Below are 24,784 nucleotides of genomic sequence, written 5' to 3'. Positions count from 1 at the left end.
GTAACTTATAGCCTTATGTACAGGCTTCATTAGTCTTATAAACTCATCTCATATATCAAGATATCATTAATTCATTGAAATGATAGTAATTGAGACTTTGGGACAAAAAAATTGGATACATGAGCTAGTTTCTATTTTTAATGGCTATGCAAAAATATTCACGCGCTCAAAAGAACTCGAACATTTAAAGTCAGCTAGGTAATTTTAATAATCAAACCCGGAAATAACATGCGCGCTGTGTGAAATCTGCTGTAACTATAGTGGTAAAAGATTTCAGATTTCACGTAGCGCACGGTAATTTTGTAGTAAATAGAATGGTTTGAACAGAATAATGGCTAATGAACATGACATTTCTAACGGTGACAAACCTGACATCTCTAACTGGGACTTACAACAACTGTTAAACCCCGTTTAAAATGTCATGTGCTCTCACCGATAGAAATGTCGCTTTTGGTATTTAATAAAGATATGTAACAAACGGCGACAAATCAATTTATCAGTCACTGAGTTGATGAACTTGGCTTGAATTCATCTGGGTTAACTAACACAGGATTTATAGCCCGTAGTTGCTCTATTGCCCGCTTTTGAGCAGAACGTTTGGGGGCTTTTTTACTGCGTGAACGTTTATCTTCTAGCTCTAATATCCGTTGTTCAGTTTGAGCGAGTTTTAGCACTGCGCCAAGCCGTTTATTATCAACCACCTGACCTTGATTTACCTTTTGTAGCTTATCAAATATTTGATATTTTAACGTTCGATTCCCATAGTGAATTGCAATTGTGCCATCGGGATAATCTAGCACCTTAACCGTTTCACGCGTTAATCGATTATTTTCATCAGATGATTCAATCATATAAAGCACCTTGTCGTATTGTAAAGTTAATGAATTCGATAATTTACGGAGCTCATGCCAAGAGAAAATGTTATCTAATTCATAGGGTTGCTCTGTAACTGGTCGGTGCATATTTTTGGTGTAGAGCGGGGGTTTTGCAAATCGGCGATTAAAGTCCGCTATAAATTTTGGTAACCATATATTGGCGTCTTCGATATTATTGATTCCATCCAGGCGCATTTCTTTAATCAATCTGTCCTGTAATGTTTTGTTAGCACGTTCAACGCGGCCTTTCGCTTGAGAGCTATTAGCACAGAACAACTCTATATTCAGGTCTTTCAGAGCCCGTCCAAATTGCGTTATTTTAGCCGTTTTAGCATCCCGGTTATTAACTTTAAATACGGAATGTTTGTCTGAATAAAACGCGGTTGGCTTGCCATATTGCTTTATATATTCACGCGTTATCGCCATGTAATCGAGCGTTGTTTCTGCATTCGTAAATCTTAAACTCATGATCTGACTGGTAGCATCATCGATATAAACGATCAGGCAACATTTATCGCTGCGGCCTTCAAACCAGTCATGATGAGAGCCATCAATTTGTATGAGTTCACCGAAGCAATCACGACGATAGCGAGGCTGATATACCTTAGGTTTACGTTTGGCGTGTGGTCGCCACAGACCGTCGGAAATCATCCATTGACGCAGTGTTTCAACGCCCACAGAAATAGCATGTAGCTCGGTAAGTTTTTCGTGTGCGAGAGTTGGACCAAAATTTTGGTAATGAATCTGCACGAGGTCAAGAACGTGTTGTTTGAATTTATAGGAATGGTGATGGTTACTAGGCTGGCCACGTTTATGTGAAATCAAACCTTCAGTTCCATGTTTTAAATATTGCTTCGTCAGTCGATATACTTGTCGTGGACTTAGGTTTAGAAGCGCGGCAGCATCGACGCCAGAGATACGTTTATCAATGACATTTTTGATGGTGTTAATTCTGTATATTTCAATATCAGTCATAGTGAGTAACATCATGTAGGTCCAGAGCGTCGAATTGATGCTCTGAAGATAGTTCAACATGACATTTCTAACGGTGACAAACCTGACATCTCTAACTGGGACTTACAACAACACTGCGCATAATGTATATTATGTTAAATAGGGTTTATGGTCATCTGAAATCAGGCCCTATTTGATGACCGGTTGTATTATTCGATAGACAGAGATGATTTGAGATGTTGTCAATTTAACACCTGGGTTATTTACCATAAAGTATATGATATGCATCTAAATGATTACATCATATTTTATCCAAAATATGATGTAATCAAATATCTTCACACATATTAAAACACCAAAACATAAAATCCCCGTTAACTAACGAGGATTTTAGATTTAGACTAACAAAAGACTAACTTATTGGCAGGATATTTCGTCCCAAAGGTTGTTAGAAACCGCCGGAGTATCCCAAACGCCAGGAGCATTTTTAGCAATAAAACACTTACCACTATTTGTGACCTTGTCACCGTTGGCTACTTGAGACACACCGTCTTCCCAAATAATGAAATTAGTTGGAGAAGAATCAACTGACGTTGCAGTTACTGCAGTTACTGGAGTGACTGTTAAAGCCTTAATGAATAACCATGGCCCACCTGCGCCAGGTAAATCACCTTGTGTCCACCACTTACTTTCATAGATAGACTCTTTATAACTAACTTGCTCACCAGCCGAAGCATAAACTTTACTGGCATCCCAAGCCGCTACACCACCTGCACCGGGATCTGTCGGTTCAGTCGGTATAGTTGGCATTTCACTGCCAGGTACTATACGAACTTCAGGCCAACCTGCATGAGAGCCAAAGAAGTTTGTGACACATTTTCCATAATCACCTGGGACCAGAGCTGAATAAGCAGTTTGAAAGCCAACTAATTCACACTCAAAGGAAGCGCCACCTGGACGATCCGCGTAATATTTCCAGTTACCATCCCAGTTTGTGTAAAGCACATCAGTTGCGCCATTCAGATTAATACTGCCGTAGGGTGTTTGTTGAAAACATGTATTTTTTTCATCAGACTCAAGAAGGATTTGGTAGTGTGCTGATAACCCTTCCCAGTAACGAATTCGATTAACTGGCTGTCCTTTAGTTTTGTTTTGCTCTCCACACTCAATCCCGCCATTGATAACGTTGATTGTGGTACCAAAACCATAAGTAATTCCGGCATCTGCTTCACGCTGTGACGGAGACCATGTTCGGTCAATAACATGCAACATTGCTGGTTTTGGTGCTTGTGGAGTTAAAAAGAACCAAATAGCAGACGCCAAATTTAACCAAGAATCAGCAACTATACTTGGATTATTTAACAATACAGTCGCATCACCGTCGTACATGACTTCAGAGAACATGCCATAGTTAAAGTGGTAAGAAAGTTGTTTAGCACCACGACCAAAATAACCTTGTCCTGCAGAACATGGCCAACGGGCATTTTGCCAATCGTTCTGACCACAACCTGTCGTGTACCCTTCTTGACCTTCAGACCACCCCATCTCACGAACGTGTACAAGCGCTTGCAGCCACTCTTCTAAGGCTTGCGGGTTGTCTGAGATATTGTCTTTAGCAATATGCCCACCCGTTTCTTGTGAAAAATGAGCAAATGCAGTAATAATTGATTTTTTACAAATTTCATCTGAGTTACGGCCATCTGTGTATTCACCACAGAATGCAGGAAACTTACCAACAGCACGTAATAAACGTGTATAGGTATATTCAGGAGCGGCCATCTGCGTTAAGAAGATCCATTCATCTTGTGGGAAAACACGTTCTAAGCGTTTAACATTGTCTGGATTTGAAGCTGACCCAGATTCAATAGCGTCAACTACAGCGTTAGGTTGTGTCCGTAATGCTTGAGCCCAAATATCATACATTGGGTCTAATGTTTTAGCATCTTCTGCAGCTTTAACTTCTGATTGAGAAACGATAAATCCGGTTGGATTTAGTGGGTCTTCTTGTGGGGTCATTGCATAACTGTTGAGTACAACAGCATAGCCTATCAAAGTAGTTAGAAATGTACGTTTAAACATGATTTATCCTTAAATAATGCCAATCCTAGGCATATATCCATCATTTTTTGGTTCATTGAAAAAACCAAAAATCCATTCCGGAAAATATCTAATTATTTGAATTAAGCGAAATAATCAACTCAATATTTTCTGGATGATGCATAATTATCACAACTAAATATCATGTCAATAATTGTATTATCAATACCTTGCACGTGATGGGTTATCACAAAAAGGTCCGATCTGTTAGAGGTGGTAACTTGATGTGACTGCCCTTTTCTCTTTATTAACTTAACGCTCTCATGCTTGATTAATCGTGTTGGCTATCTATTTTTCTGCCTTACATAACATGCGCTATTTAAGATGAGCCAACTTAGCTTGTACCTAAGTTGGCGATGTCATTGCAGACACCTATCATTCTCACATTATCGTATAGGTAAGAGTATTTTGTCTGCCTACAGGCTCATTAGCGCCGGATATTTGAGTAAAGATCGCCATACCATATTTATCCGTTAAGCATTTGAAGATAACTGTATGTGAGGGTTTGTTCAGTGGTTTTGTTTCGTCACCCAAATAGATACCGACACCATTTTCATCGTCGAGTACTTTATAAGTATAAGATCCAGTGAAAGGACCAATTTCTTTATTAAGAAATTCGTTAAGATAACGATCTGTCGTATAGGTAACTTTCGATATAGCTCCTGCATTCGGATTCGTTGCACTGTATTGGGATTCAACATGATTGATCAACGTCATATTTTCCAAACTATTGGGCACGCTACAACTTGCATAAGTAAACCCTGAAAACATGACAGGTAGACATAATATAATTTTCTTAAACATTAACGTTCCTAATTGTTGTGTTAAAAATAGAGCGTTAATAGTACCCAACAATGGGTACTCAGTCTAGCGCGATTTATTGTGAGAGTTCAAGGTTTGGGAAAAATAGATAAGGGTAAAGATGATGTGTTTACACACTACCCCTTTTGACTATAATGCTTAGTTACAAAATAGCTAATGTTTTAAAAGGGTTATAATCAATCGACGTTTAAAACGGAACCAATAACTGGATAATTAATTAAACATACTTCTGCTGCAAATGAATGCGCACTAATTTAAAAAGGATAATACATGTTAAATAGAATTACAGCTCTTTTCCCGCTATGGGCACTTTTGGGGGCTATTTTCGCCTATGTTCAACCCGAACTTTTGATTCCTTTCAAAGGTTATATTGTTCCATTATTGATTATCATTATGTTATCCATGGGGTTAACACTCAGTTTTCGTGATTTTACCAATGTGCTTACGTATAAATATGCGGTTGGTGCCGGAGTATTACTACAATTTACTATTATGCCTTTGGTCGCGTTAATGATTAGCATATTTATGGGTTTGGATGAATCTCTGATGATAGGTATGGTATTAGTTGGAACTGTGGCAGGTGGGACTGCGTCGAATGTAGTGTGCTATTTGGCGAAAGGCGATGTTGCTTTATCTATCACCATGACGGCAACGTCAACACTGCTTGGCGTCGTATTAACCCCCTTATTGGCAGAGTTATTGATTGGCCAAAAAGTAGATATTCCAATGGCTGTGATGATATGGAGCCTAGTTAAAATTGTATTATTACCTGTGAGTATCGGTTTGCTAATAAATCAATTGATAGGAAGTAAAATTACTCGTATTACTCCTGTATTACCTCTTATCTCTATGCTATCGATTGTCACCGCAATTATGATTATTGTCGCACTTAATGCAAAACAATTTGCACAGCTTGGCCCCTTGATTGCACTTGCTGTTGTTTTGCATAACGGCATTGGATTATTGCTTGGGTATATCTGTTGCCGTTTAATGGGATTCAATAAAACGATTTGTCGAACCATTTCATTAGAGGTCGGATTACAAAATTCGGGGTTAGCGACCGCGCTGGCGATGAAATTCTTTACTCCGCTGGCAGCTTTACCTGCGGCTATATTTTCTGTGTGGCATAATTTATCCGGTGCATTATTGGCTGGATACTGGTCGCAGCGTGAGGAGACACCTCCTACCCCGTGTAATGATAAGGGATAAATAACGCGATCTCTGGTAACAGGTAGATAATCAAAACCGCCAATAAAATGAGTATGAAAAAAGGAGTTACACCTTTAGTTATATCGATTATTGGGCTGCCTGTTACTGCTTGTATCGTAAATAGGTTTAAGCCGACAGGTGGAGTAACCAGAGCGCATTCAATCATCATCACGAATAATATCGATCCCCATTAGCTGAATAGTGGGCAGTAATACAGGCATCATCAGTAGCAACATGGATATAGACTCTAGAAATAAGCCGATAATAAGCAGGCTAAAACAAATTGACAAGATAAGTGCTGGAGGAGTACTGAATGATTCGGTTAATGTTAATGAGATACTTTGTGGAATGTCATAGAAGGTTATCGCTTTACTAAATATTTTTGCGCCTGCAATAATAAAAAATACAGAAACAGTTGTTTTCAGTGTATCCATGACAGCGTATTTCATCGCATCCCAACTAAGTGTCCGCTTTAATAATACGATCAGCAGAGATGTTGTCACACCGACGGCGGCTGATTCTGTCGGGGTACACACACCTGTGTAAATACCACCAATAATAATGAATATGAGCAGTAATGTTGGTAATGCTTTGACACTGCAGATCATTCTTTCATGCCAGCTTGCTTTTAAAGATGGTGCATATTGATGATTGAATTTAGCCCAACAAAAACAATACAACATAAACAGAGTGATCAGTAAAATACCAGGTCCAATACCGGCAAGAAATAGATCTAATATGGATGATTCTGTAATAATACCGTAAATAATGAGAGGGATTGAAGGCGGGATCAGTATACCGAGCGTTCCACCTGCAGCAAGTAATCCAAGTACAAAACGACGTTCATAACCACGTGTGATCATTTCCTGAAAGGCAATATTGCCGATGGTTGCAGATGTTGCAACGGAAGACCCTGAGATTGCAGAAAAAATACCACAGGATAGGATCGTCGCCATGGCGAGTCCTCCAGGCCAATGCCCTATCCAACTTTGCACTGCACGGTATAGATCGGCACCAAGCTCACCTCGGATCAAAATGTTAGACATTAATAAGAACAGAGGGATAGAAAGTAAGATAAAGTTATCAGCTGTACTGTAAAGGGTTATGGGTATGTTCATTAATGATATGTCATCATAGATAAACAAACCGAGTCCTACCGTAGCAAATACGAAAGCAACGGGTATTCCTATTGCAAGTAGTATGACTAAGATAGTGAGAGTAATAACGGTCATTATCGATTATCACCTTGCTGTGTGGATAATGCATACTTAAGTGTTCGTATTATTTCTGATATGCATTGCAGTACCAATGTAGCAAAGCCTATTGGTATCGCTATTTCTGTTATCCACATAGGCAAGGCAAGCATACTGGAAGCAGCCCTGCTAAGTCTGATGGAATCTGTGACGACTTGGATGCCGTAATAGCAGGCTATGGTACTAAAAATAGCGATAATAATAAGGGATAATATATCGGAAAAAAGGATGAAATTAGGCCCTAACCATGGCCCTAGAATATCAATACGGATCATCCCTCTTTGTTGTATTGTATACGCAGCACCAAGGTAGATAGCCCATATCATACAACACATTGATAATTCTGCGGCCCAAATTGTGGGACTATTAAAAAGATACCTAGCGATGACTTCATAGGTAATCATCCCTGCGATAACAACAAATAACCAACCCATTATTTGCCCTAATAGGGATGATATCGCATCTATATATTTCATCCCTTTATATCCTTATAATGCGTTAGCTAGTTTGACAAGCTCATTACCGAGTTCGCCAGCAGATTCAATATATGTCTCCACGACTGGAGATGACGCCGCTTTCCACTGCTTAATCTCTGCATCATTTAGCGTAATCACTTGCATAGACGTTTTCTTGATCTTATCTAAAGCTGCATGTTCTTTTTCCGCAATATTCCCACGTAGCTCTTTTTCTACCTGATGTGCAGCAACCGTTAATATTTGTTGCTGTTTAGGTGTAAGACTGAGCCAGAATTCATCATTAATGAGTACAACAAATTCAATGTCGGCATGATTGGTCAGAGTGACATAATCCATAACGTCATAAAGTTTTCGGGAAGCAATGGCTGTTAAGCCTGTCATTCCTGCGTCGACAGTACCTCGTTGATAAGCCATAAACTGTTCACTACCTGAGATCATGGTTGGAGAACCATTGACGGCTGTAACTAATTCACCAACAATTTTACCAAATACGCGAACTTTTTTTCCTGTCATATCTTGTGGCTGTTTAATGGCTTTGTCTTTGGATAGGATGACCGTGCTACCGTAAGCTTGCCACCAAAGTGGTCTAGCGCCTGTTTTCGTCATTTCAGCATCTAGCTTTTGTCTAATTTTGCTATTAGGGGCTGTTGCTTTTACGACTGAGTCATACGTTGGAAACATAAAAGGGACAAAGAATAAATCAACGGCAGGGATCGTGCCTGCGAATCGGGTTAGAGAAGCAACCCCCATATTAATAGCGCCAGAACTAACTGCTGCTGGTACATCTTTATCTTTATATAATTGGGCTGAAGGATAGATTTTAACTTTAAAATCCCCCTGACTTTCTTTTTCAACCTTGTCTTTAAAATGTATCAGGTTCTGACCAAGGGGGTGAGTGATAGGAAGCTGAAGGCTAATTTTTAGTTCTGTGACTGCAGCGGCAGGGAATGTTATGACCATTGTTGAGAGTAACAATGCTATTAATTTACGGGTTCTCATATGCACACCATGTTATTTAAGTGTTAAATATGTTGGCAGTGTTTTACGTGTCCGTATGTAAGTGTTTGTAAGATATACAGTATGTTGTATAGCTTACTTTCGGTATAGCACCAGCATTCCTTTTACTGTATTGGGAATCAACGTCATATTTTCCAAACTATTGGACACGCTACAGTTTGCATAAGTAAACCCTGAAAAGATAACGGGGAGACATAATATGATTTTCTTAAACATTAACGTTCCTAATAATTGTGTTAAAAATAGAGTGTTTATAACAGAATTTATAATGCTGATTTTGTACTGTCGGCTTTTTTTACAAAAAGGTTCATAAAATATTAAGTTATGCTTCAACCATTTGTTATTACTATCATTTAATTTTTGGTGTGTTTATTGCTGCTCTATCAAAGTGCTATTGCTATAAGCAACAAAGTACTCTTACCAAAATAGCGAAAAGATATTAATAAGGAATGCATATGCATATAAGAATGTTGAAAACCAGTTTAGCTGTCTTATTTTTATCAATGAGCAGCTTTGTTAATGCGGGATTGCTTGACTTAAACACCTGGACACCTACCTCTGGAGGAACTTGGACAGTAGATGGTACAGGGACAAGCGTTTTACAAACCACAAACGGAGATCCAACTTTCTTTCTTAGTGACTCTAACTATATAGATAGTATATTTGAGGGCTCTTTTGGAGTTGAAACGACAAGTGACGACGACTATATAGGTTTTGCTTTCGGGTATAATAATAGTAATGATTTTTTACTTTTTGATTGGAAACAAGATACTCAAAACTCTTCATCGTGGGGATATGCTCCATCTGGTTTTACGCTGTCAAAAACTAGCGGTCCAAATGTAAATTATTGGGATCATACAGGTTCAGATATAACTGTCCTAGCATCTGACTATGATCCAAGTAACGGATGGGCAGATAATACTGTTTACGATTTCACTTTAGACTTTACAATGACTGGAATTAAAATCGGTATTGATGGTACGAATATCTTTGATGTGTCAGGGAGCTTTAATACAGGCAAATTTGGTTTTTATAACTTTTCTCAATCACAGGTTCGCTATGCAGGATTCGAGGAAGAAGTGAGCCCGTCAGTACCTGAACCATCTTCAATCGCCATTTTAACATTAGGAATAATATTACTAGCATCTAAGAATTTGTGTAGACTACAAAGGAAGAGAGATGAGTAAACATCTAATTTAACGTATAATAAAGCCGCGTTTGTCGCGGCTTTATTTGATGATTATGAGCTTAATTATTCAACCAATGCTGCAATATTGCTATTAGTTCGTCCACAACTACAACTAACTTGACTATTTTCTTCTGATGTCATGCCTTCGCTTTCAAAATCTTGCACTGCAGACGTCGTTTGATAATTAATTTTTGATACTAGATCTTGATGATTAGAGAATTTCACATCTTTATAAGTGAATACATCGGCACCTGGAAATACAAAACTTTCAAATGTCTTAGTTGGTATTTGTTTAAGGTGTGTATCGACCAATTTCTCAGCTTCTCTTTCGATATCGTGGACTAAATCAGATACATTACCGAACGTATACCAAGCTTCATCAAAATTAATATCATCAGGTTCATTTTTCGTTGTCGATTTATGCTTTACTTTAATCTGGCCAGAATGATCAACATAAAGCTCATGCTTTTCTGTGATCGTTTTATTAATGACTTTGCCCTTTCCTACCGCATCCATATGTTGAACTGAAACATACATTGTAATATTTTGTGTTACTGTCACTGTATTCCCATTGACAGACAAGCGACATTCATAATCAGAATTAATTGTTAACTGACCATAATTAACAGTATATGGGAACATACTAATATGGACTTTCATTTCATCCGAATCTTTTCCTCTATACTTAACAATAAGCAGATCTTCACCTGTCTTTGGAGTGAGTATTTCTGTTGGTTTCTGATTGCTAGCTAACTTCCATTTAAAAGTTACATCCCCAATAGCAAAAAAGCCGCACTTTACATCAACCGAAGGTGCAATCATACTTGATGATGCTAAAGGAAGAATTAGCCCTTTGTAAAACGTAGTAATGGTATCGCGACTCACAGCAATCACACCATTATCCTGTACAGCCTCTTCTTCATTAATCCAATTCCAGTCAAGCGTAGCTGGTGCAGGTAACTGATGATCACCAGTTACACACATATAATTGAATGTAGAGAGTGCTTTTTGAGCCGGTGTTGGGTGTACAACAGGTAAATGTGTACTCTCATCAACATATTTTAGACCCGTTCTTTGTACGCCAGTTAATTTTAAACTCGAGTTATGACGATTATCTGCGGCACTAAGAGAAATAACAGGCTCTCCATTATCTTTGAGAATTTTATCATAATGGGGCTGAGCATATTTCTCAATATAGATCTCCATCATTTCACTGACCCCTTCAATGCCTTCTATCTTTTGATATTTAGCGTTCGTCAAATCAAGGTATAATTGTTCTAAACTAAAGGTGCCCGCTTCTAATTGATTTATCTTCTCAAGAATTGCATTTTTCTGCGCTGGACGATTATTAAAGTATATTGTGTTTAACGCTGGATCAAGATTCATTGTTTCTAGATTTACGGTTGTAAGTAGTCGCCATGCTTGATTCTTTTCTTGATAATTAATATTAAAAGAATCTTCTATGTATGCACCAGTGACAATTTCAACGACTTTGAACTCAGAAAATAATAAATTGCAGCTCACTGTCGCCGAATTATCAACAAAAATTTCAATGATGTCAGGTATATCACCCGCCTCCATGTCTGGCAATCCAGGTATCATCTGAAGTCCACCGACAAATTTAACCCCAAGTAAGGCCTGTACTCTGCTGTCTCCAAATTCAATACCTTCAGGAAGCTCAAAAGGATTTATGCCTGATTCTGCTATAATATCATCTAATGGTTTTATAACCGGATGACCTTCTTCCAGTGAAAACACAAAACAAATATATTTTGGTTCGGCTTTTATCGTTCTCATGTATCGTTTTAAATTTGCATTAATACTTTTTTGTGTTGTTGCAACCATTACATCAAATTTATAATCGGATAAATTGGTATCATTCGCACTCATAAAAATTTCCTTATTTTAATATGATATTTATCTTAGTTGAGGTTTACAGTCCCATTAAGGCCTACTCACATGAGTAGACCTCCTATTTACAAAATAAAAAACGTTTTAACTCACCGCACTTAATGGTTTAAATTCACTTAAGCAATTTGAACCAGGGTTGATAACCGTTTTAATAAGGGGCAATGAACCCGCATAATGATTAGATTGGTCTGCAATTACGCTTTCTGAAATTTGTAAACCGCTAGATAATACTGAGGCAAAAGCCATGACACCAATCGCCAATTCTTTCGTTTCTGTTTCAGGATCATTGACGGCAAGCGCATAACATACACGTGCAACGTAAGTTTCAAGATTGCTCGCTTCATCAATGACTGCAAGTGTCTTATCCGTACCTTTATCCAGTTGAGATAATTCATAAAAATGCCATGCGGTACAAGCAAGTGCAGGTACCACCAGTATGGCATCAACAACCGAACCAGCTGCACGGTTATCCTTTGGATTTAGGATCTTAATACCTAAATTATTGGGCGCAGCAAATTGTTTTTGAATTGCACTATTAAAGGCACCCTTAGATAACATCCGAAGAATAAGCGTTAAGTTACTTACCCATTTGACTGCTGAATTTTGAATTGGATGCTTAGGCACTAATTGATTCGTCACCCCTGTAACAGCACCATTGAAAATAGCCAATCCAGCTGAGTATTTACCAAATTTATTTCCTGTTGCTTTATTTGCTTCTAATGCGTTAATAAAGACAGAGATGTAATTGGTAAAGCCAGCAATCGCTCGGCCAGCAACAAATACACCTTTTTTGGTTTCCTCTGAAATGTTGATAATGGCCGTTGGTTTATCACAAATAGAACATATACTTGCTTCGCTATTAAATCCTTGTTGTAGGGTCTCTAAGTTTTCAGCATGAATCAGGAAGTTTGTTTCCTCTGAATCGGCAAACGGGGCTTTATTGTGTGTTATTTTATAGGTGATAGTATAAGCAACGGCCGAAATCCAGCTTAATATATCTAAAATAGAAAATGAGTCTAGGTTTAAAATATCTGAAATAACAGGAATATGGAACTTTGTTTCCAGCATATCAGTGATAGAACCCATACAGAAAGCCATGATGTCAAATAACACACTGACAACCAAACTCGCCGCGCTTAATACACTATTTGCTAGGATACCAATTAAACGCTTAAGGATATCGCCAATACTTAATGACGGTATATCGTCGATTAATCTCCCCAAGTTTGTTATCAGTTCATTGAAATCTTCTGCGCCATTTTTAAGCTCATTTTGTAAGTCTTGAATTAATTTATCGAGTGAATTAGAACAAAAGTTAGCTGTTTGTGGTACGGATACAATATCGATATTATCAATATTATTGTTAAAATGATGTAACAAATGCAGTGAAGAGGCGGTATGCTGTTTTAGAGGATCTTCTGCTTTATAATCTGTAGGATGAGCCGCGATTGGCCCTAGGTTACCTGACCAATCATCGTACTGAGACCATTCATCAATCTTATTTTTAACTGTATCTATTTCTTTATTGAATTGTTGTTTCATTGTACCAATATTTTTGACTTGGTAGTCTAAAAAACAACGAGACAAATTATGTATCACGTCTTTCGTACGTTTAATGTCATCCCATTCAAAAAGAAACTTAACAAAAGCAATAACGTCTTCTACAAAAACTTTAATTGCATCAAACACCCACTCGAATGCTTCAAATACGGCTTCAACAGTATTAATAATAGCATGATATATTTTATCACCTATGGTTACTGCAAAATACCAAACATCCTCAGCAACATCTTTAACCAATTGAATAATGGCTTCTACACCTGATTTTAACCAGTTAAAAATATCACCAATCGATACATGAAAAACATTAATATCATTCGTGCTTGTTAATTGGTTGGTATATTCTACGGCATTAAATGGACTCGCAGTGCTGCTCTGATAAGAACGTGATTGTAATTGGGCGGCCGTTTTGTTGGATACATCTTGATAACAGGTCGTAATAGCCTCTACGCTTGCAGCGGCTAATTTTAAACTGTCATAAGAAACACCCTCTTTGATAAGTGGCCTTACTGTACCGTCTTCATGCTTAATCGTTGCATTTTTTAATTTATCAGCCGTATTAAGGGCTGAAATTTTACTAAACGCTTGATCCATCGGATTGATAATAGAGAGTGATGATTCATCTGTTTTTACCGTGAACGTCGTTGCACTGAGCAAGCCTTTTATAGGCTCTACAATGGTAACGATACCAAGCTCATCAGTTGTTAATCTTATTTTACGATCGTTAAAAACATAGTACAGTCCATTAATGTAAACACTGCACGGTGCACTTGCACTCAAAGATAATTCTTTTTTATTACAAGGTTGACCTTCCTTGGTAGATAATTTTATCGTTGTGGTATATGAGTCAAATGATATTGCTTTAGCGCCCTTTTGCACTGGCAGTGTTATATCGGCCGTTTGCCATAATGACGAATGAGGTGAACGTGTTATTTTTTGTATGTGACCATTACCCGCCGCAAAGATTGTATTACCACCATCGACACAGTTAATGTATGCAGATATTTTCTTAATACCGAATAAAATAGGAACAGGTAGGCTCCAGGCCGCAGGATTATCAAGTTTTGAAAAATCACAAGAGGTGTAATAAACTTGTTTGCTACCATTTAACCCCCATAGCGTTATCCTTTTATTTTCACTGTCACTCATCGCGATAAGTTTACGTGTATCAGACATAATTGGGTATTTAATCGCGAATTTACCTGTCGCGTCTTTACCATGATTGGAAGGTGAAAAGTAATATAATGTGTCATTACCTATTGTAAATAAATGAGAATTATCATCCTTTTGTCTCTTTATTGATGCTATTGCATCTGGCTGCACTTCGCTTGGTAATCGAAAGTGTGTTGAAGGCGCCGTATCTTCAGGGCTGTATACATCAATCACAGGTGTATAGAAAAATTGAGGACTGTCAACTATATGTCCAATTGTATATAAACCATCAACGGAATCTTTGTCTCTGTGACCCCAACAGCTTGTATATTTATCTGTTTCTAAATCAACCGCTAAATTATGGAGTTTCCAGTAATAATTTGTTTTAGTGTCAACATCAATATAGAAACGTCGAACGAGTTCAGCTGTATCAGTCGGATCACGGACGATATCTACAACTATGTATTCCCTACCACGTCTCGTTTCACAGAAAAGTATATCCACGATATCTAAACGTGATGGTTTAATATCTGTTTTAGGATTATCATATTTGTATTTAATCCAGTCAGGCGCATTGGCCCAGTAAGTTTCTGTATTTGAATTATTTAACGATAGATATAAATGATCACCATCTTGCGCTGTGATGACCATAGCAATACCAAATGAACCATTCGCCGCACTTTGGCCTACAGCAAAAGTATCACACACAGCAGTGTTATCATGCGAAAAGTCTCTTTCTATTATGACACTACTTAAATCTGTTTTAGTCCAACCAGATACTGATTTCCCACTATCTTCTTTGATTAAATTTAACCCCCCACCGGTACCAATAGAAAATAACAGTGATTGACCTGTACTTGTTTGCAATGCTTGAAATTTTTCTTGTGGTGATATTATTTCGGCATGGAGGTAGTTAGTCATAACTTCTGAAGACGATTCTATTTCTACACCTCCATGTGACGAATTAGATGTACATGTCATGCCAACGGCATTATGGCTACTTGCTTTGACTTCTAGCGAATGATAAATCCACCTATGTGCTTTAGAATACAGGTGCTTCGGAACGAGTTTAACAAATGTATAATCAGAATAAACGAGGCGTTCTTTGTTATACAGAGATTGAAAATCATCTAATGAAATATTCTTAGGGGTATCAATTGTTACCTTTATTCCCATTGTAAAACCAGCTTGATATAAGGCTTCTAGTTCTGGTCCATTAGCATCTACATTTTCATCTAATTCGAATGGGTTAACACCTGTTTTTTGGATTAATTTATCTAACGTGATAAATTTAGGTTCATGACTCTTTTTATCGACTAATAAACAGACGACTTTAGTCGGCTTATTAAATTGCTTAATGTATTGTTCTAATATCAGCGGTTTATTTTTAGCGTTTATCGCTGTTGCGAGTTCTATATCAATATTTATAATGTCTTCTGACTTATTTTTGTTCATTATAATACAAATCCTTTGTCTATTGATTGATAACTAAGTTAGTCTACCAGTGCTGCGATATTACGATTACTGTGTTCGCAATGGCAATGTTCTTGGCTATTTCCTACTGATGTTGTTCCTTCATCTTCAAACTCTTGTTCTTCAGATACCGTTTGATAGTTAATGTTTGATACTAGATCTTGATTATCAGAGAATTTTACATTTTTATAACTAAATACATCTCCGCCTGGAAATACGAAATTTTCAAATGTTTTAGTGGGTATTTCTTTAATGTATGTATCGACTAACTGTTCAGCTTGCTTTTTAATATCCTTGACTAAATTTGATACGTTACCGAACGAATACCAAGCTTCTTCAAAGTTAATATCATCAGGATTATTTTCTGTTTTCGAGCTATGCGTCACTTGAATTTGACCTGAGTGGCCAGCATAAAGAGCATGCTCTTCAGTGATCGTTTTATTAATTATTGTCCCTTTACCTTCTGCATCCATATGTCGAACTGAAACATACATTGAAATATTTTGTACTACTGTCACAATATTGCCACTAACAGATAAACGACATTCATAATCCGACTTAATCGTTAACCGACCATAATTTGTGATAAAGGGTGCTACATCGTTAATAAACGAAGAATCTTCATCCGAATCGCTCCCACTATATTTAATCACAAGTAGTTCGCTACCTGTCGCAGGTGTTTGTATTTCTGTTGGCTTTTCATTACCAACTAAGCCCCAATTAAAGGTTACATTACCGAAACGGTCGGGATGACACGTCACACGAGCCCAGGGACGTACCATGCTGTGACCCACGGCAGAAAGAATTAAATCCTTATAGAAGTTGGTAATAGTCTGGCGACTAATTGCGATCACCCCATTGTCTTGTTCATCACTTTCTTCAATCCAATTCCAATTAACCGGAACCGCCATAGGTAATGCGTGATCACCGGTTACACACATATAATTAAATGTAGAAAGTGCTTTTTGAGCAGGTGTTGGATTAATTACAGGTAAATGTGTTTCCTCATCAAAATATTTTAGACCAGTTCTTTGTATACCTGTTATTTTTAAACTGGCCTGATGACGATTATCAGAGGCACTTAAAGAAATGACGGGGTATCCATTATTTTCAAGGGTTGTATTATAATGATCTTGAGCATATTTTTTAATATAGAGTTCCATTAACGGACTAATACCTTCAACGCCATCTATCTTTTGATATTTTGCATTCGTTAAATTGAGGTATAATTGTTCTAAACTAAAAGTTCCACTTTCTAATTGATTTATTTTGTCAAGAATTGCCTTTTGTTGTTTCGGACGCTTATTAAAATATGCTGTGTTTAGTGAAGGGTCAATATTCATAGTTTCCAGATTTACGGTTGTAATCAGCCTCCATGCTTCATTCATACCTTGTGAGTTAATCTCGACTCTATCCTCTCCATACCTTCCACCGTCAACAATTTCGACTAGCTTAAATTCTGAAAATAATAAGTTACAACTCACTGTCGCTGAATTATCAATATAAATTTCAACCATGTCTGGTATATCACCTGGATCCATGTCAGGTAATCCTGGTACCATCTTGATTCCACCAATAAACATACTTTTTTTCGTTAATGCTTCAATTTTACTATCATCAATATCAATATCATCAGGGAGTTCAAAAGGGTTAACACCAGATTCAGCGATAATTTCATCCAATGGTTTTAGGACAGCGTGTTGCAATTCCTTTGAATATACGAAACAAAAATATTTTGGTTCAGATTCGATATGCTTCAAATATCGTTTTAAATTTGCATTAATACTTTTTTGCGTTGTTGCAACCATCATATCAAAGCCATAATTAGATAAATTAGTATCTTTTGAACTCATAAAAATTTCCTTATTTTTATTTCACTTAAAAAATTAACAGCACCAATACTGTTAACATTCAAATTATCTTATCTCAGAAATATCGGAAATAATAATGTTGAAAATATTAAAAATTTATACTTAATATGATAATTTTGGTTTTCAGAGGAATAGTGGCAATTAATATTGAATTAAAGAAATCAAACAGTTAATAATATTAAAAACGATTTAAAAAAAAACAAAAAATAAAAAACGGCGTGATACGTAAAGCCTTGTTTTAAAAGGGTTTGTCAATCGGCGCATGTTAGCGCTATCACTTGGGTATATATAAAATAACAAATGACCAGCAGGTAAATTATTATAACGGTTCTGGATAAGCGGCTAACTTTGCTTTGATGAAATCTGAATGTGTAACGTAGATAAGTTCTGATACTTGCCTGATCAAAGCTTCTTCATATGGGTCAAGAGCGCCATCGGCATAAGCGACATGCCACATAGCCTCTGTGAGTATATAGCGCTGTGCATAATCGATGTTGCGTAATTTAGAGGTGAACTCATAAATTGATACCGATTCGTCACTATTTCCCTGAGCAAGAGTTAACAATTCATTAGCTCTTTCAATATTAATATCGAGTAACACTGCAAGTTGGTGTGACTTTGCATTTTTTTCTTTTTCACTTATGACATTGTCAGCACTGGCAACTTCACATAACAATGCAGCCATTGATAATTCAAATTCTCTAGTATTAGCAGTGCCTATTGAAGCGGTTTCATTAGTGAATTGTTTAAGTAAATTTTGTAATGTTTTAAACATAAAATGCTTCGCTCTTATTGATAATGATGAAATAGTTATCTTGGGTATTAGGGTGAGACAACAATTATTGTAAAAAGTTGGTATCTATTTATCGCTATAATCTTAATTAGCTTGATACAAGTCTGCTATTCTGATTAGCAATCAATCTAAAGCGAAGGTAAATTTAATGAGTGCAAGATTATCGGGGAAAATAAATAAGACTCAGGCATTTACGAGTTTATTGCCTATATTTGCTTTCATTAAACCTTATAAACTGATGGTAATGTACGCCCTACTTGCTCTTTTGTTGACCGCGGGGGTTAACTTATCAATAGGCCAAGGGGTTAGGTTTGTGATTGATAATGGCTTTATTGAAGGGTCAGAAACACAATTAAAAAACGCCATATTTGTGCTTGTTGTACTCATCACATTACTTGCTGTCGGTACATTTAGCCGATTTTACTTAATGTCATGGTTAGGTGAACGCGTGAGTGCTGACATACGAAAAGCAGTTTTTAATCAGATTATTAAGCTTCACCCAAATTACTTTGAAGAAAATCGAAGTGGTGAAATAATGTCAAGACTAACAACTGACACCACACTACTTCAGTCTATCATTGGTTCTTCGTTTTCAATGGCATTACGGAGTGTGCTCATGTTATTTGGTGGTTTGATTATGTTATTAGTCACTAATTTAGGACTGACTTTATGGGTTGTTGCTTGTGTCCCTTTTACCCTTATTCCAATACTTATCTATGGTAGAAAAGTAAGAGTATTGGCTGCAAGTAGCCAAGATGCAATTGCAGACATTGGTACATATGCCGGTGAAATAATTCAAAACATTAAAGTCGTACAAAGCTATACGCATGAAGAAAAAGAACAATTGTCGTTTGCTAATGAAGTAGAAAATGCATTTACAGTGGCAAAAAATAGAATTAAACAACGTTCGCTATTAATCGCAATTGTTATATTTCTTACGTTTGGAGCCATCAGTATCATGCTTTGGGTAGGCGGTATGGATGTACTCGAAGGTAAAATGACGGGTGGTGAATTAGGTGCTTTTGTTTTCTATGCTGTAATGGTCGCAATGTCGGTCGCTACAATTTCCGAAGTATATGGAGAATTACAACGGGCAGCGGGCTCTGCCACACGCTTGTTAGAATTACTTGAAGTCACAAGCAAGATACAATCACCTGATACACCGAAAAAACTAACTAAACAACATGACAATATTATTGAATTTAAAAACTTGGATTTTTATTATCCATCACGCCCAAATACCGCAGCTTTAAAATCAATTAACCTTAAAATCCCGAAAGGTAAAGTCGTCGCACTCGTTGGTCCATCAGGCGCTGGTAAAACGACCCTGTTTGAACTGTTACAGCGATTTTATGATCCACAAATTGGTCAAGTATTGTTTCATAATATCAACCTTAATGAACTAGAACTGAATGATGTCCGAAAACGTATGGGAATGGTACCTCAACACCCGGTCTTATTTAGTTCTGATGTTTGGCATAATATTCGCTATGGTGACCCAACAGCCTCAGATGATGATGTGATTAAAGCTGCACAATTAGCCCATGCGCATGAATTTATTGAACAACTTCCTGAAGGTTATAAGAGTTTTTTGGGTGAGCAAGGTGTGCGTTTGTCCGGTGGTCAAAAACAACGTATCGCCCTCGCCCGTGCGATTTTAAAAGACCCTGAGGTATTGTTACTTGATGAAGCAACCAGTGCCCTCGATGCAGAAAGCGAACATCATGTACAAGCTGCACTTGAGAAATTAATGGAAAATAGAACGACACTTATCATTGCCCATCGGTTATCAACGGTAGTGAATGCAGATCTTATTTTACTTATGGATAAAGGGGAAATTGTTGCACAAGGAACTCATACTCAATTGATTCATGAATCGACTTTATATAATCGTCTTTGTGAACTGCAGTTTGATAAGTCTATGTATAAGCATAGATTGGGATAGTCTTAATTTTTAGTATAAATTAATTTATCAAGCTTGAAGTTAATTACCTACTGTCTACTATTACAAAGTAGAGGATGATACATCTATGTATCTACTTAAATAAAACAGTAGGAATACTATGAAACAATTAATTTTATTGATGGTGATAGTGATACCTTCAGTTACACTTTCAGTGAGTGCAACCGAAGGACAAGGCTCTGGAGTATTAGGGCCGGAAATGCAATGTAAATTACAAAGCGGTTCTGTTATTCAAACATTCGCTCAAATATGTATAGCACACAAAGGCAACTCATTATAATCACGGCATATTAGTACAAGCTTACAACCTTGTACTAATTATTGGCTTTAATCTCGGCCTGCACATGTTGATAACCTTTCAGGTATTCTGTAGGCAGCGTGATAAGTGGACCGTGCTTACTCCCCCGTTTTTCTTGTAGTCTAATGGTCAGATCATTATTACCTAGGTCTTTTGGTAACGAAAACGAGAACATTTGGTCGTAAACACATAACTCATCACATGTTCTAAATGTTGCTCGTTCTTGTTTAATCGCGACAGATTGCTGTCCATTTAAAGACACAAAGCCATATTCAAAACCAAAATCAGTGTGCTTAACAAGTAGGTTAACGCGCGTATTTATTTGATGTTTGTCGTTCTTACTTTCTCTGCCATACATATAGGCATCAGCGGTGAATAATGCTTGGCTGGTTCCTGCTTGTGGCTCTAATGTGATTACTGGACCAGTTAACCTTTTACCTTCCCAAGTTTGTTTAATTGAGACCATATCTTTAAATTGCTCTGCGTTCGCATCTTGGTAAGTATTTGTACAGGCTGATATTGTAAGTGGTAGTAATAGTGGCGCTAAAAATTTAAGTTTCATCATTGTTATCTCTTGTTATTCCCTTAAGCCGCGTCTAATAATACGCTTTAATTCATTGCATCATGATAAAGGTGATTGAATACAATCACCTCTATAGCCGTTGGTTAATTATTTTATGCTTGTGATACGACTAAAGCGTTTACCATCGGGTGATACCGTTCTTAGTTCTGCTGATGTGACCGCAACAGGTTTAGTCCAAGTTACCCATGATGAACCTGAGTCTGTGCTGTATTGTACCTCTAGACCAGGGAATGCAACGTTAGTAACCAGTTTACCTGACTCTATTTTCCCACCAGGTACTGGTAAACGATATTGAATACCGGTTGAATCTATTTTAGCCAGTTCGCGTTGCCCAATGATGTTCGCAAACTGAATCCACTCATTCTGCTGCTTGTTCGTGTCGACAAATTTTGTCTCGCCACCTTTGAATTCGCGATCTTTGACATAATCAAGTTCCCATGATGCTTTATGCCATGCACGTTCTGCTAATGGTAAGATCCGTGGGAACACCATGTACTCAAACTGTTCATCTGTACGTACCACCTCACTCCAAAGTTGACCTGAAATACCATTGTAACCACGGTTTTCACTGTCACCTTTTATGTTAAAGTTATTACCATCACGGTCTTTAGATGTTTCAGCATTCTGAGGTAAGTTGTTCGGTGAGAATTTAAATACCTTTTTACTGTCTGTGTAACGTGTTGCCCAATAATAACCACGTTCTTTCGGGTTCACTTCCTGAGGGAAATCGAAATACAAATAATCAGGATGTGATTGTACAACTTCAAATCCTTGTTCTACCATGTGATTTGATGTGTTCGCACCACCCCAATATAAGGTTTCCCAAACGTTAGCAACGGCGACTAATGGCAGATCTTTGGGATCAACATCTTTAAGCCCATCTTGCCAGAGCTGTGTTTTTTCAATGCCTGCAGCAGAAATGATATTTGCTACTTTTTTAACAAACATTGGGCCAAGATCATGCGCTGTTTTTAAGTTATCATCTGCGGCTATTTGCGCGACACATTGTGGTGATTTAGCCCACGGCATTGATTCTTTCGTTAAGTCTTTATCACCTTTCCAAGCTGTTGACCCGCCCGTCTGCTCATAACCATTACCTAAATGAATATTTTTAGCTTCATCACCGCCCATGTGCCATGTTTTTAATGGCTGGCCGGCTTCTAGGTGCATTAACTGAACTTCAGAAATAACTTTACGAATGAACTTATAAGTTGAATCCATACAAGGATTTAAAATACCGTCATTGTAGAATTGAATGGTTGTATAAACGGATTCATCATCAGGATCTGCTAAGCGGTATTCATTTGCTTTTGTAATATCGGAATCTTTGTATTTGTTGTAACGAGCTTCCATTGAAACCACACCAGCACGCGCGTGCGCAGGCATATCAATCTCAGGAATAACTTCAATATTACGCGCATCAGCATATTGGACTAATTCGATGTAATCGTCTTTAGATAAAAACCCTGAACCGGGATTATCTGATGTAGGACCAGACCCTAGTTGAGGTAATAAACAGTTGTTTTCGTCTAAATCGTGGCAACGCTGTGAACCAATATCTGTTAATTCTGGTAATCCAGGGATAGCTAATCGCCAGCCTTCGTCATCAGACAGGTGAATATGGAATTTATTCAGTTTATACGCACTCATTTGATCGAGTAAACGTAAAAGCGATGCTTTACTGTGGAAATTACGTGCAATATCAACTTCCATTCCACGGTACTCAAAGTTTGGCGCATCTTTAACGCTTACTTGTGAAATGGTTTTATTAGACGAAAAATCGGATGGAATTAAGGACGCGATAGATTGTAAAGCGTAGAGTGCACCAGCATTATCAAACGCAATAATCTCGGCGCTGCTATCTGAAATATCAAGGCTGTAGCCACCTGATTTAGCATAAGCAGTATCTAATTGTAGAGGTGCAATAGTCACGTTTACTGGGTATTTACCTGAAACATTCACACCGAAATCATCAAATCGGCTTGTAACAGCAGCAAGTGACGCAGTATTCATGGCTGGAGCATTAATGTTAATGCCTTTACTAAGGTCTGCGCTTCCTGTGATCGCGATATCTTGCCAAACAGGGGTTGGTAAAATCTTGTTTGCAATTGTAGATACTGACAGTTGTGCAGTCGCTTTGTTTTTATCAAACCGCGTACTTGCATTCATTACTACATTGTTATCACCAGCATGACGCTTTAAGTTTTCGCCCGTTAAGGGGGTGATGATCTTTGACATATCTTCGGTGTCAGTACTTGCGATGACTTTTGGTTCTGCATTTTCGGCGGTGACGTAATAACGTGGGATCACATCGGTTTCAAATAAAGACCAATATTCTGCAATGAAGTTTATCTCTACTGTTGAGTTAGCTTCAAATCCTTTAAATTCAGAAGTCGGTGTGATTTTATGTAAATCACCACTAATATGTTCAATCATAAATTCAGGTGATTTCACATCTAAGATACGACGAATACTGTGAAAGTATATTTCCCACTCATTGGAATTAATTGCATCGCCGTTATTGGTTAGTTGAATGGTCGTATCTTGACATGCAGCCCATTCAGCGCCAAGTGCTTTACATATTGAAGCCGAGCCACCTTCAAGCTTTTTATTTACCTGATAAGTAACTTGTACAGATGAAGATATTGCATCAACCACCATTTGTGTCGATAACGTTTCCAAAGTTGTAGTACAACCTGCCAGTGCAACGCTTAATCCAAGTGCTATTGCTGTTTTTTTCATATCCACCCCTTCCTTTGCATGAAATCAGTTTGAACCTTAAACTTAATTTGGACTATAAAATAATTAACTGTATTTACCAGCCGGATTTCTACTCGATGTGACAAAAATCACTTTTATAATGAATTTTATGGATGTTACGTGATTAAAGTCATTATTAATGAATAACTAAGCGTGAGGAATAAATTAAATAATCACAGAATGAGAAATAACAAACTAAAAACCACCTCTGATTAAATGAAGCATAATCATAATTAACATAGTTATCGCAGCCCCACTCTTAATGAGAAGATATTAATATTACTATAAATCAGCAATCTACGGGCAAACCATTATCATTTTAGTCTTTGTTGTTAGAGGCGTAATGAAAGTTCATTTCATAAATAAATCCAGACCACATAGTTTCCTATGTAAATTATTACAGTGAATTAACGGGAGGCTATGGTTATTAATGAGATCTTAATCATTATTTATAACTTTATATTAATTATATTGTGATTTTTATCACGTATGAAAATAACTTAATTTGTAACGCAAATTTAATTGAGT

The 24,784-nt window shown here is 37.3% G+C and carries 15 protein-coding genes and 1 pseudogene; 4 read left to right on the top strand and 12 right to left on the bottom strand.

Annotation, left to right across the window (positions count from 1 at the left end):
* Positions 1-500: 500 nt before the first annotated feature.
* From HWV03_RS11140 to HWV03_RS11130, 3 genes are all read right to left on the bottom strand, one after another.
* On the bottom strand, positions 501-1,850 hold the full coding sequence (locus HWV03_RS11140) for an ISNCY family transposase (RefSeq protein ID WP_211680175.1): 1,350 nt from the start codon (positions 1,848-1,850) through the stop codon (positions 501-503).
* A gap of 396 nt (positions 1,851-2,246) precedes the next feature.
* On the bottom strand, positions 2,247-3,908 hold the full coding sequence (locus HWV03_RS11135; protein WP_211679864.1) for a chitinase: 1,662 nt from the start codon (positions 3,906-3,908) through the stop codon (positions 2,247-2,249).
* A gap of 399 nt (positions 3,909-4,307) precedes the next feature.
* On the bottom strand, positions 4,308-4,730 hold the full coding sequence (locus HWV03_RS11130; RefSeq protein WP_211679860.1) for a hypothetical protein: 423 nt from the start codon (positions 4,728-4,730) through the stop codon (positions 4,308-4,310).
* A gap of 288 nt (positions 4,731-5,018) precedes the next feature.
* Between HWV03_RS11130 and HWV03_RS11125 the strand changes: the two genes are divergently transcribed.
* A complete protein-coding gene (locus HWV03_RS11125; protein ID WP_211679857.1) occupies positions 5,019-5,957 on the top strand; it encodes a bile acid:sodium symporter family protein in 939 nt (312 codons plus the stop codon).
* Here HWV03_RS11125 and HWV03_RS11120 read toward each other — a convergent pair.
* The 3 genes and pseudogenes from HWV03_RS11120 to HWV03_RS11110 all read right to left on the bottom strand — a co-directional run bounded on the left by HWV03_RS11120 (position 5,932) and on the right by HWV03_RS11110 (position 8,685).
* Positions 5,932-7,189 (bottom strand): annotated as a pseudogene (locus HWV03_RS11120) (TRAP transporter large permease). The gene HWV03_RS11125 and the pseudogene HWV03_RS11120 sit on opposite strands and share 26 nt — an antisense overlap.
* A complete protein-coding gene (locus tag HWV03_RS11115; RefSeq protein WP_211679854.1) occupies positions 7,189-7,686 on the bottom strand; it encodes a TRAP transporter small permease subunit in 498 nt (165 codons plus the stop codon). The pseudogene HWV03_RS11120 and the gene HWV03_RS11115 overlap by 1 nt, the downstream one beginning before the upstream one ends.
* 12 nt (positions 7,687-7,698) lie before the next feature.
* On the bottom strand, positions 7,699-8,685 hold the full coding sequence (locus HWV03_RS11110) for a TRAP transporter substrate-binding protein (protein WP_211679851.1): 987 nt from the start codon (positions 8,683-8,685) through the stop codon (positions 7,699-7,701).
* Positions 8,686-9,158: 473 nt separating this feature from the next.
* On the opposite strand from HWV03_RS11110, the gene HWV03_RS11105 reads away from it, so the two are divergent.
* The gene (locus HWV03_RS11105; RefSeq protein ID WP_211679848.1) at positions 9,159-9,890 is read left to right on the top strand and encodes a PEP-CTERM sorting domain-containing protein; all 732 of its coding nucleotides are present in this window, start codon (positions 9,159-9,161) and stop codon (positions 9,888-9,890) included.
* Between the two features lie 65 nt (positions 9,891-9,955).
* Here HWV03_RS11105 and HWV03_RS11100 read toward each other — a convergent pair whose 3' ends face one another.
* The 4 genes from HWV03_RS11100 to HWV03_RS11085 form a co-directional block, all read right to left on the bottom strand.
* Positions 9,956-11,782: a hypothetical protein gene (locus HWV03_RS11100; protein WP_211679845.1), complete on the bottom strand. Its 1,827-nt coding sequence runs from the start codon at positions 11,780-11,782 to the stop codon at positions 9,956-9,958.
* A 105-nt stretch (positions 11,783-11,887) separates the two neighbouring features.
* Complete coding sequence (locus HWV03_RS11095; protein WP_211679842.1) at positions 11,888-15,970, bottom strand: hypothetical protein; 4,083 nt, start codon at positions 15,968-15,970, stop codon at positions 11,888-11,890.
* A 38-nt stretch (positions 15,971-16,008) separates the two neighbouring features.
* Positions 16,009-17,841 (bottom strand): hypothetical protein, encoded by a 1,833-nt coding sequence (locus HWV03_RS11090; RefSeq protein ID WP_211679840.1) that lies wholly within the window; start codon positions 17,839-17,841, stop codon positions 16,009-16,011.
* A 337-nt stretch (positions 17,842-18,178) separates the two neighbouring features.
* Complete coding sequence (locus tag HWV03_RS11085; RefSeq protein WP_211679838.1) at positions 18,179-18,634, bottom strand: tellurite resistance TerB family protein; 456 nt, start codon at positions 18,632-18,634, stop codon at positions 18,179-18,181.
* 166 nt (positions 18,635-18,800) lie between these two features.
* Here HWV03_RS11085 and HWV03_RS11080 point away from each other — a divergent pair, with 166 nt between their 5' ends.
* Together HWV03_RS11080 and HWV03_RS11075 are read left to right on the top strand one after the other, a co-directional pair.
* Positions 18,801-20,597, top strand: a complete 1,797-nt coding sequence (locus tag HWV03_RS11080; RefSeq protein WP_211679836.1) for an ABC transporter transmembrane domain-containing protein — start codon at positions 18,801-18,803, stop codon at positions 20,595-20,597.
* 118 nt (positions 20,598-20,715) lie between these two features.
* Positions 20,716-20,895 carry a hypothetical protein gene (locus tag HWV03_RS11075; protein WP_211679833.1) on the top strand — a complete coding sequence of 60 codons (180 nt, stop codon included), beginning with the start codon at positions 20,716-20,718 and terminating at the stop codon, positions 20,893-20,895.
* A gap of 34 nt (positions 20,896-20,929) precedes the next feature.
* Here HWV03_RS11075 and HWV03_RS11070 read toward each other — a convergent pair whose 3' ends face one another.
* Together HWV03_RS11070 and HWV03_RS11065 are read right to left on the bottom strand one after the other, a co-directional pair.
* Positions 20,930-21,478, bottom strand: a complete 549-nt coding sequence (locus tag HWV03_RS11070; RefSeq protein ID WP_255547164.1) for a hypothetical protein — start codon at positions 21,476-21,478, stop codon at positions 20,930-20,932.
* Positions 21,479-21,583: 105 nt separating this feature from the next.
* Positions 21,584-24,238: a beta-N-acetylhexosaminidase gene (locus HWV03_RS11065; protein WP_211679830.1), complete on the bottom strand. Its 2,655-nt coding sequence runs from the start codon at positions 24,236-24,238 to the stop codon at positions 21,584-21,586.
* Positions 24,239-24,784 lie beyond the last annotated feature (546 nt).

The sequence above is a fragment of the Moritella sp. 36 genome (assembly GCF_018219415.1).
Lineage (GTDB): Bacteria > Pseudomonadota > Gammaproteobacteria > Enterobacterales > Moritellaceae > Moritella.
The sequence above is the reverse complement of the archived record's forward strand: the minus strand, read 5'-3'. Positions and strand labels throughout refer to the sequence as shown.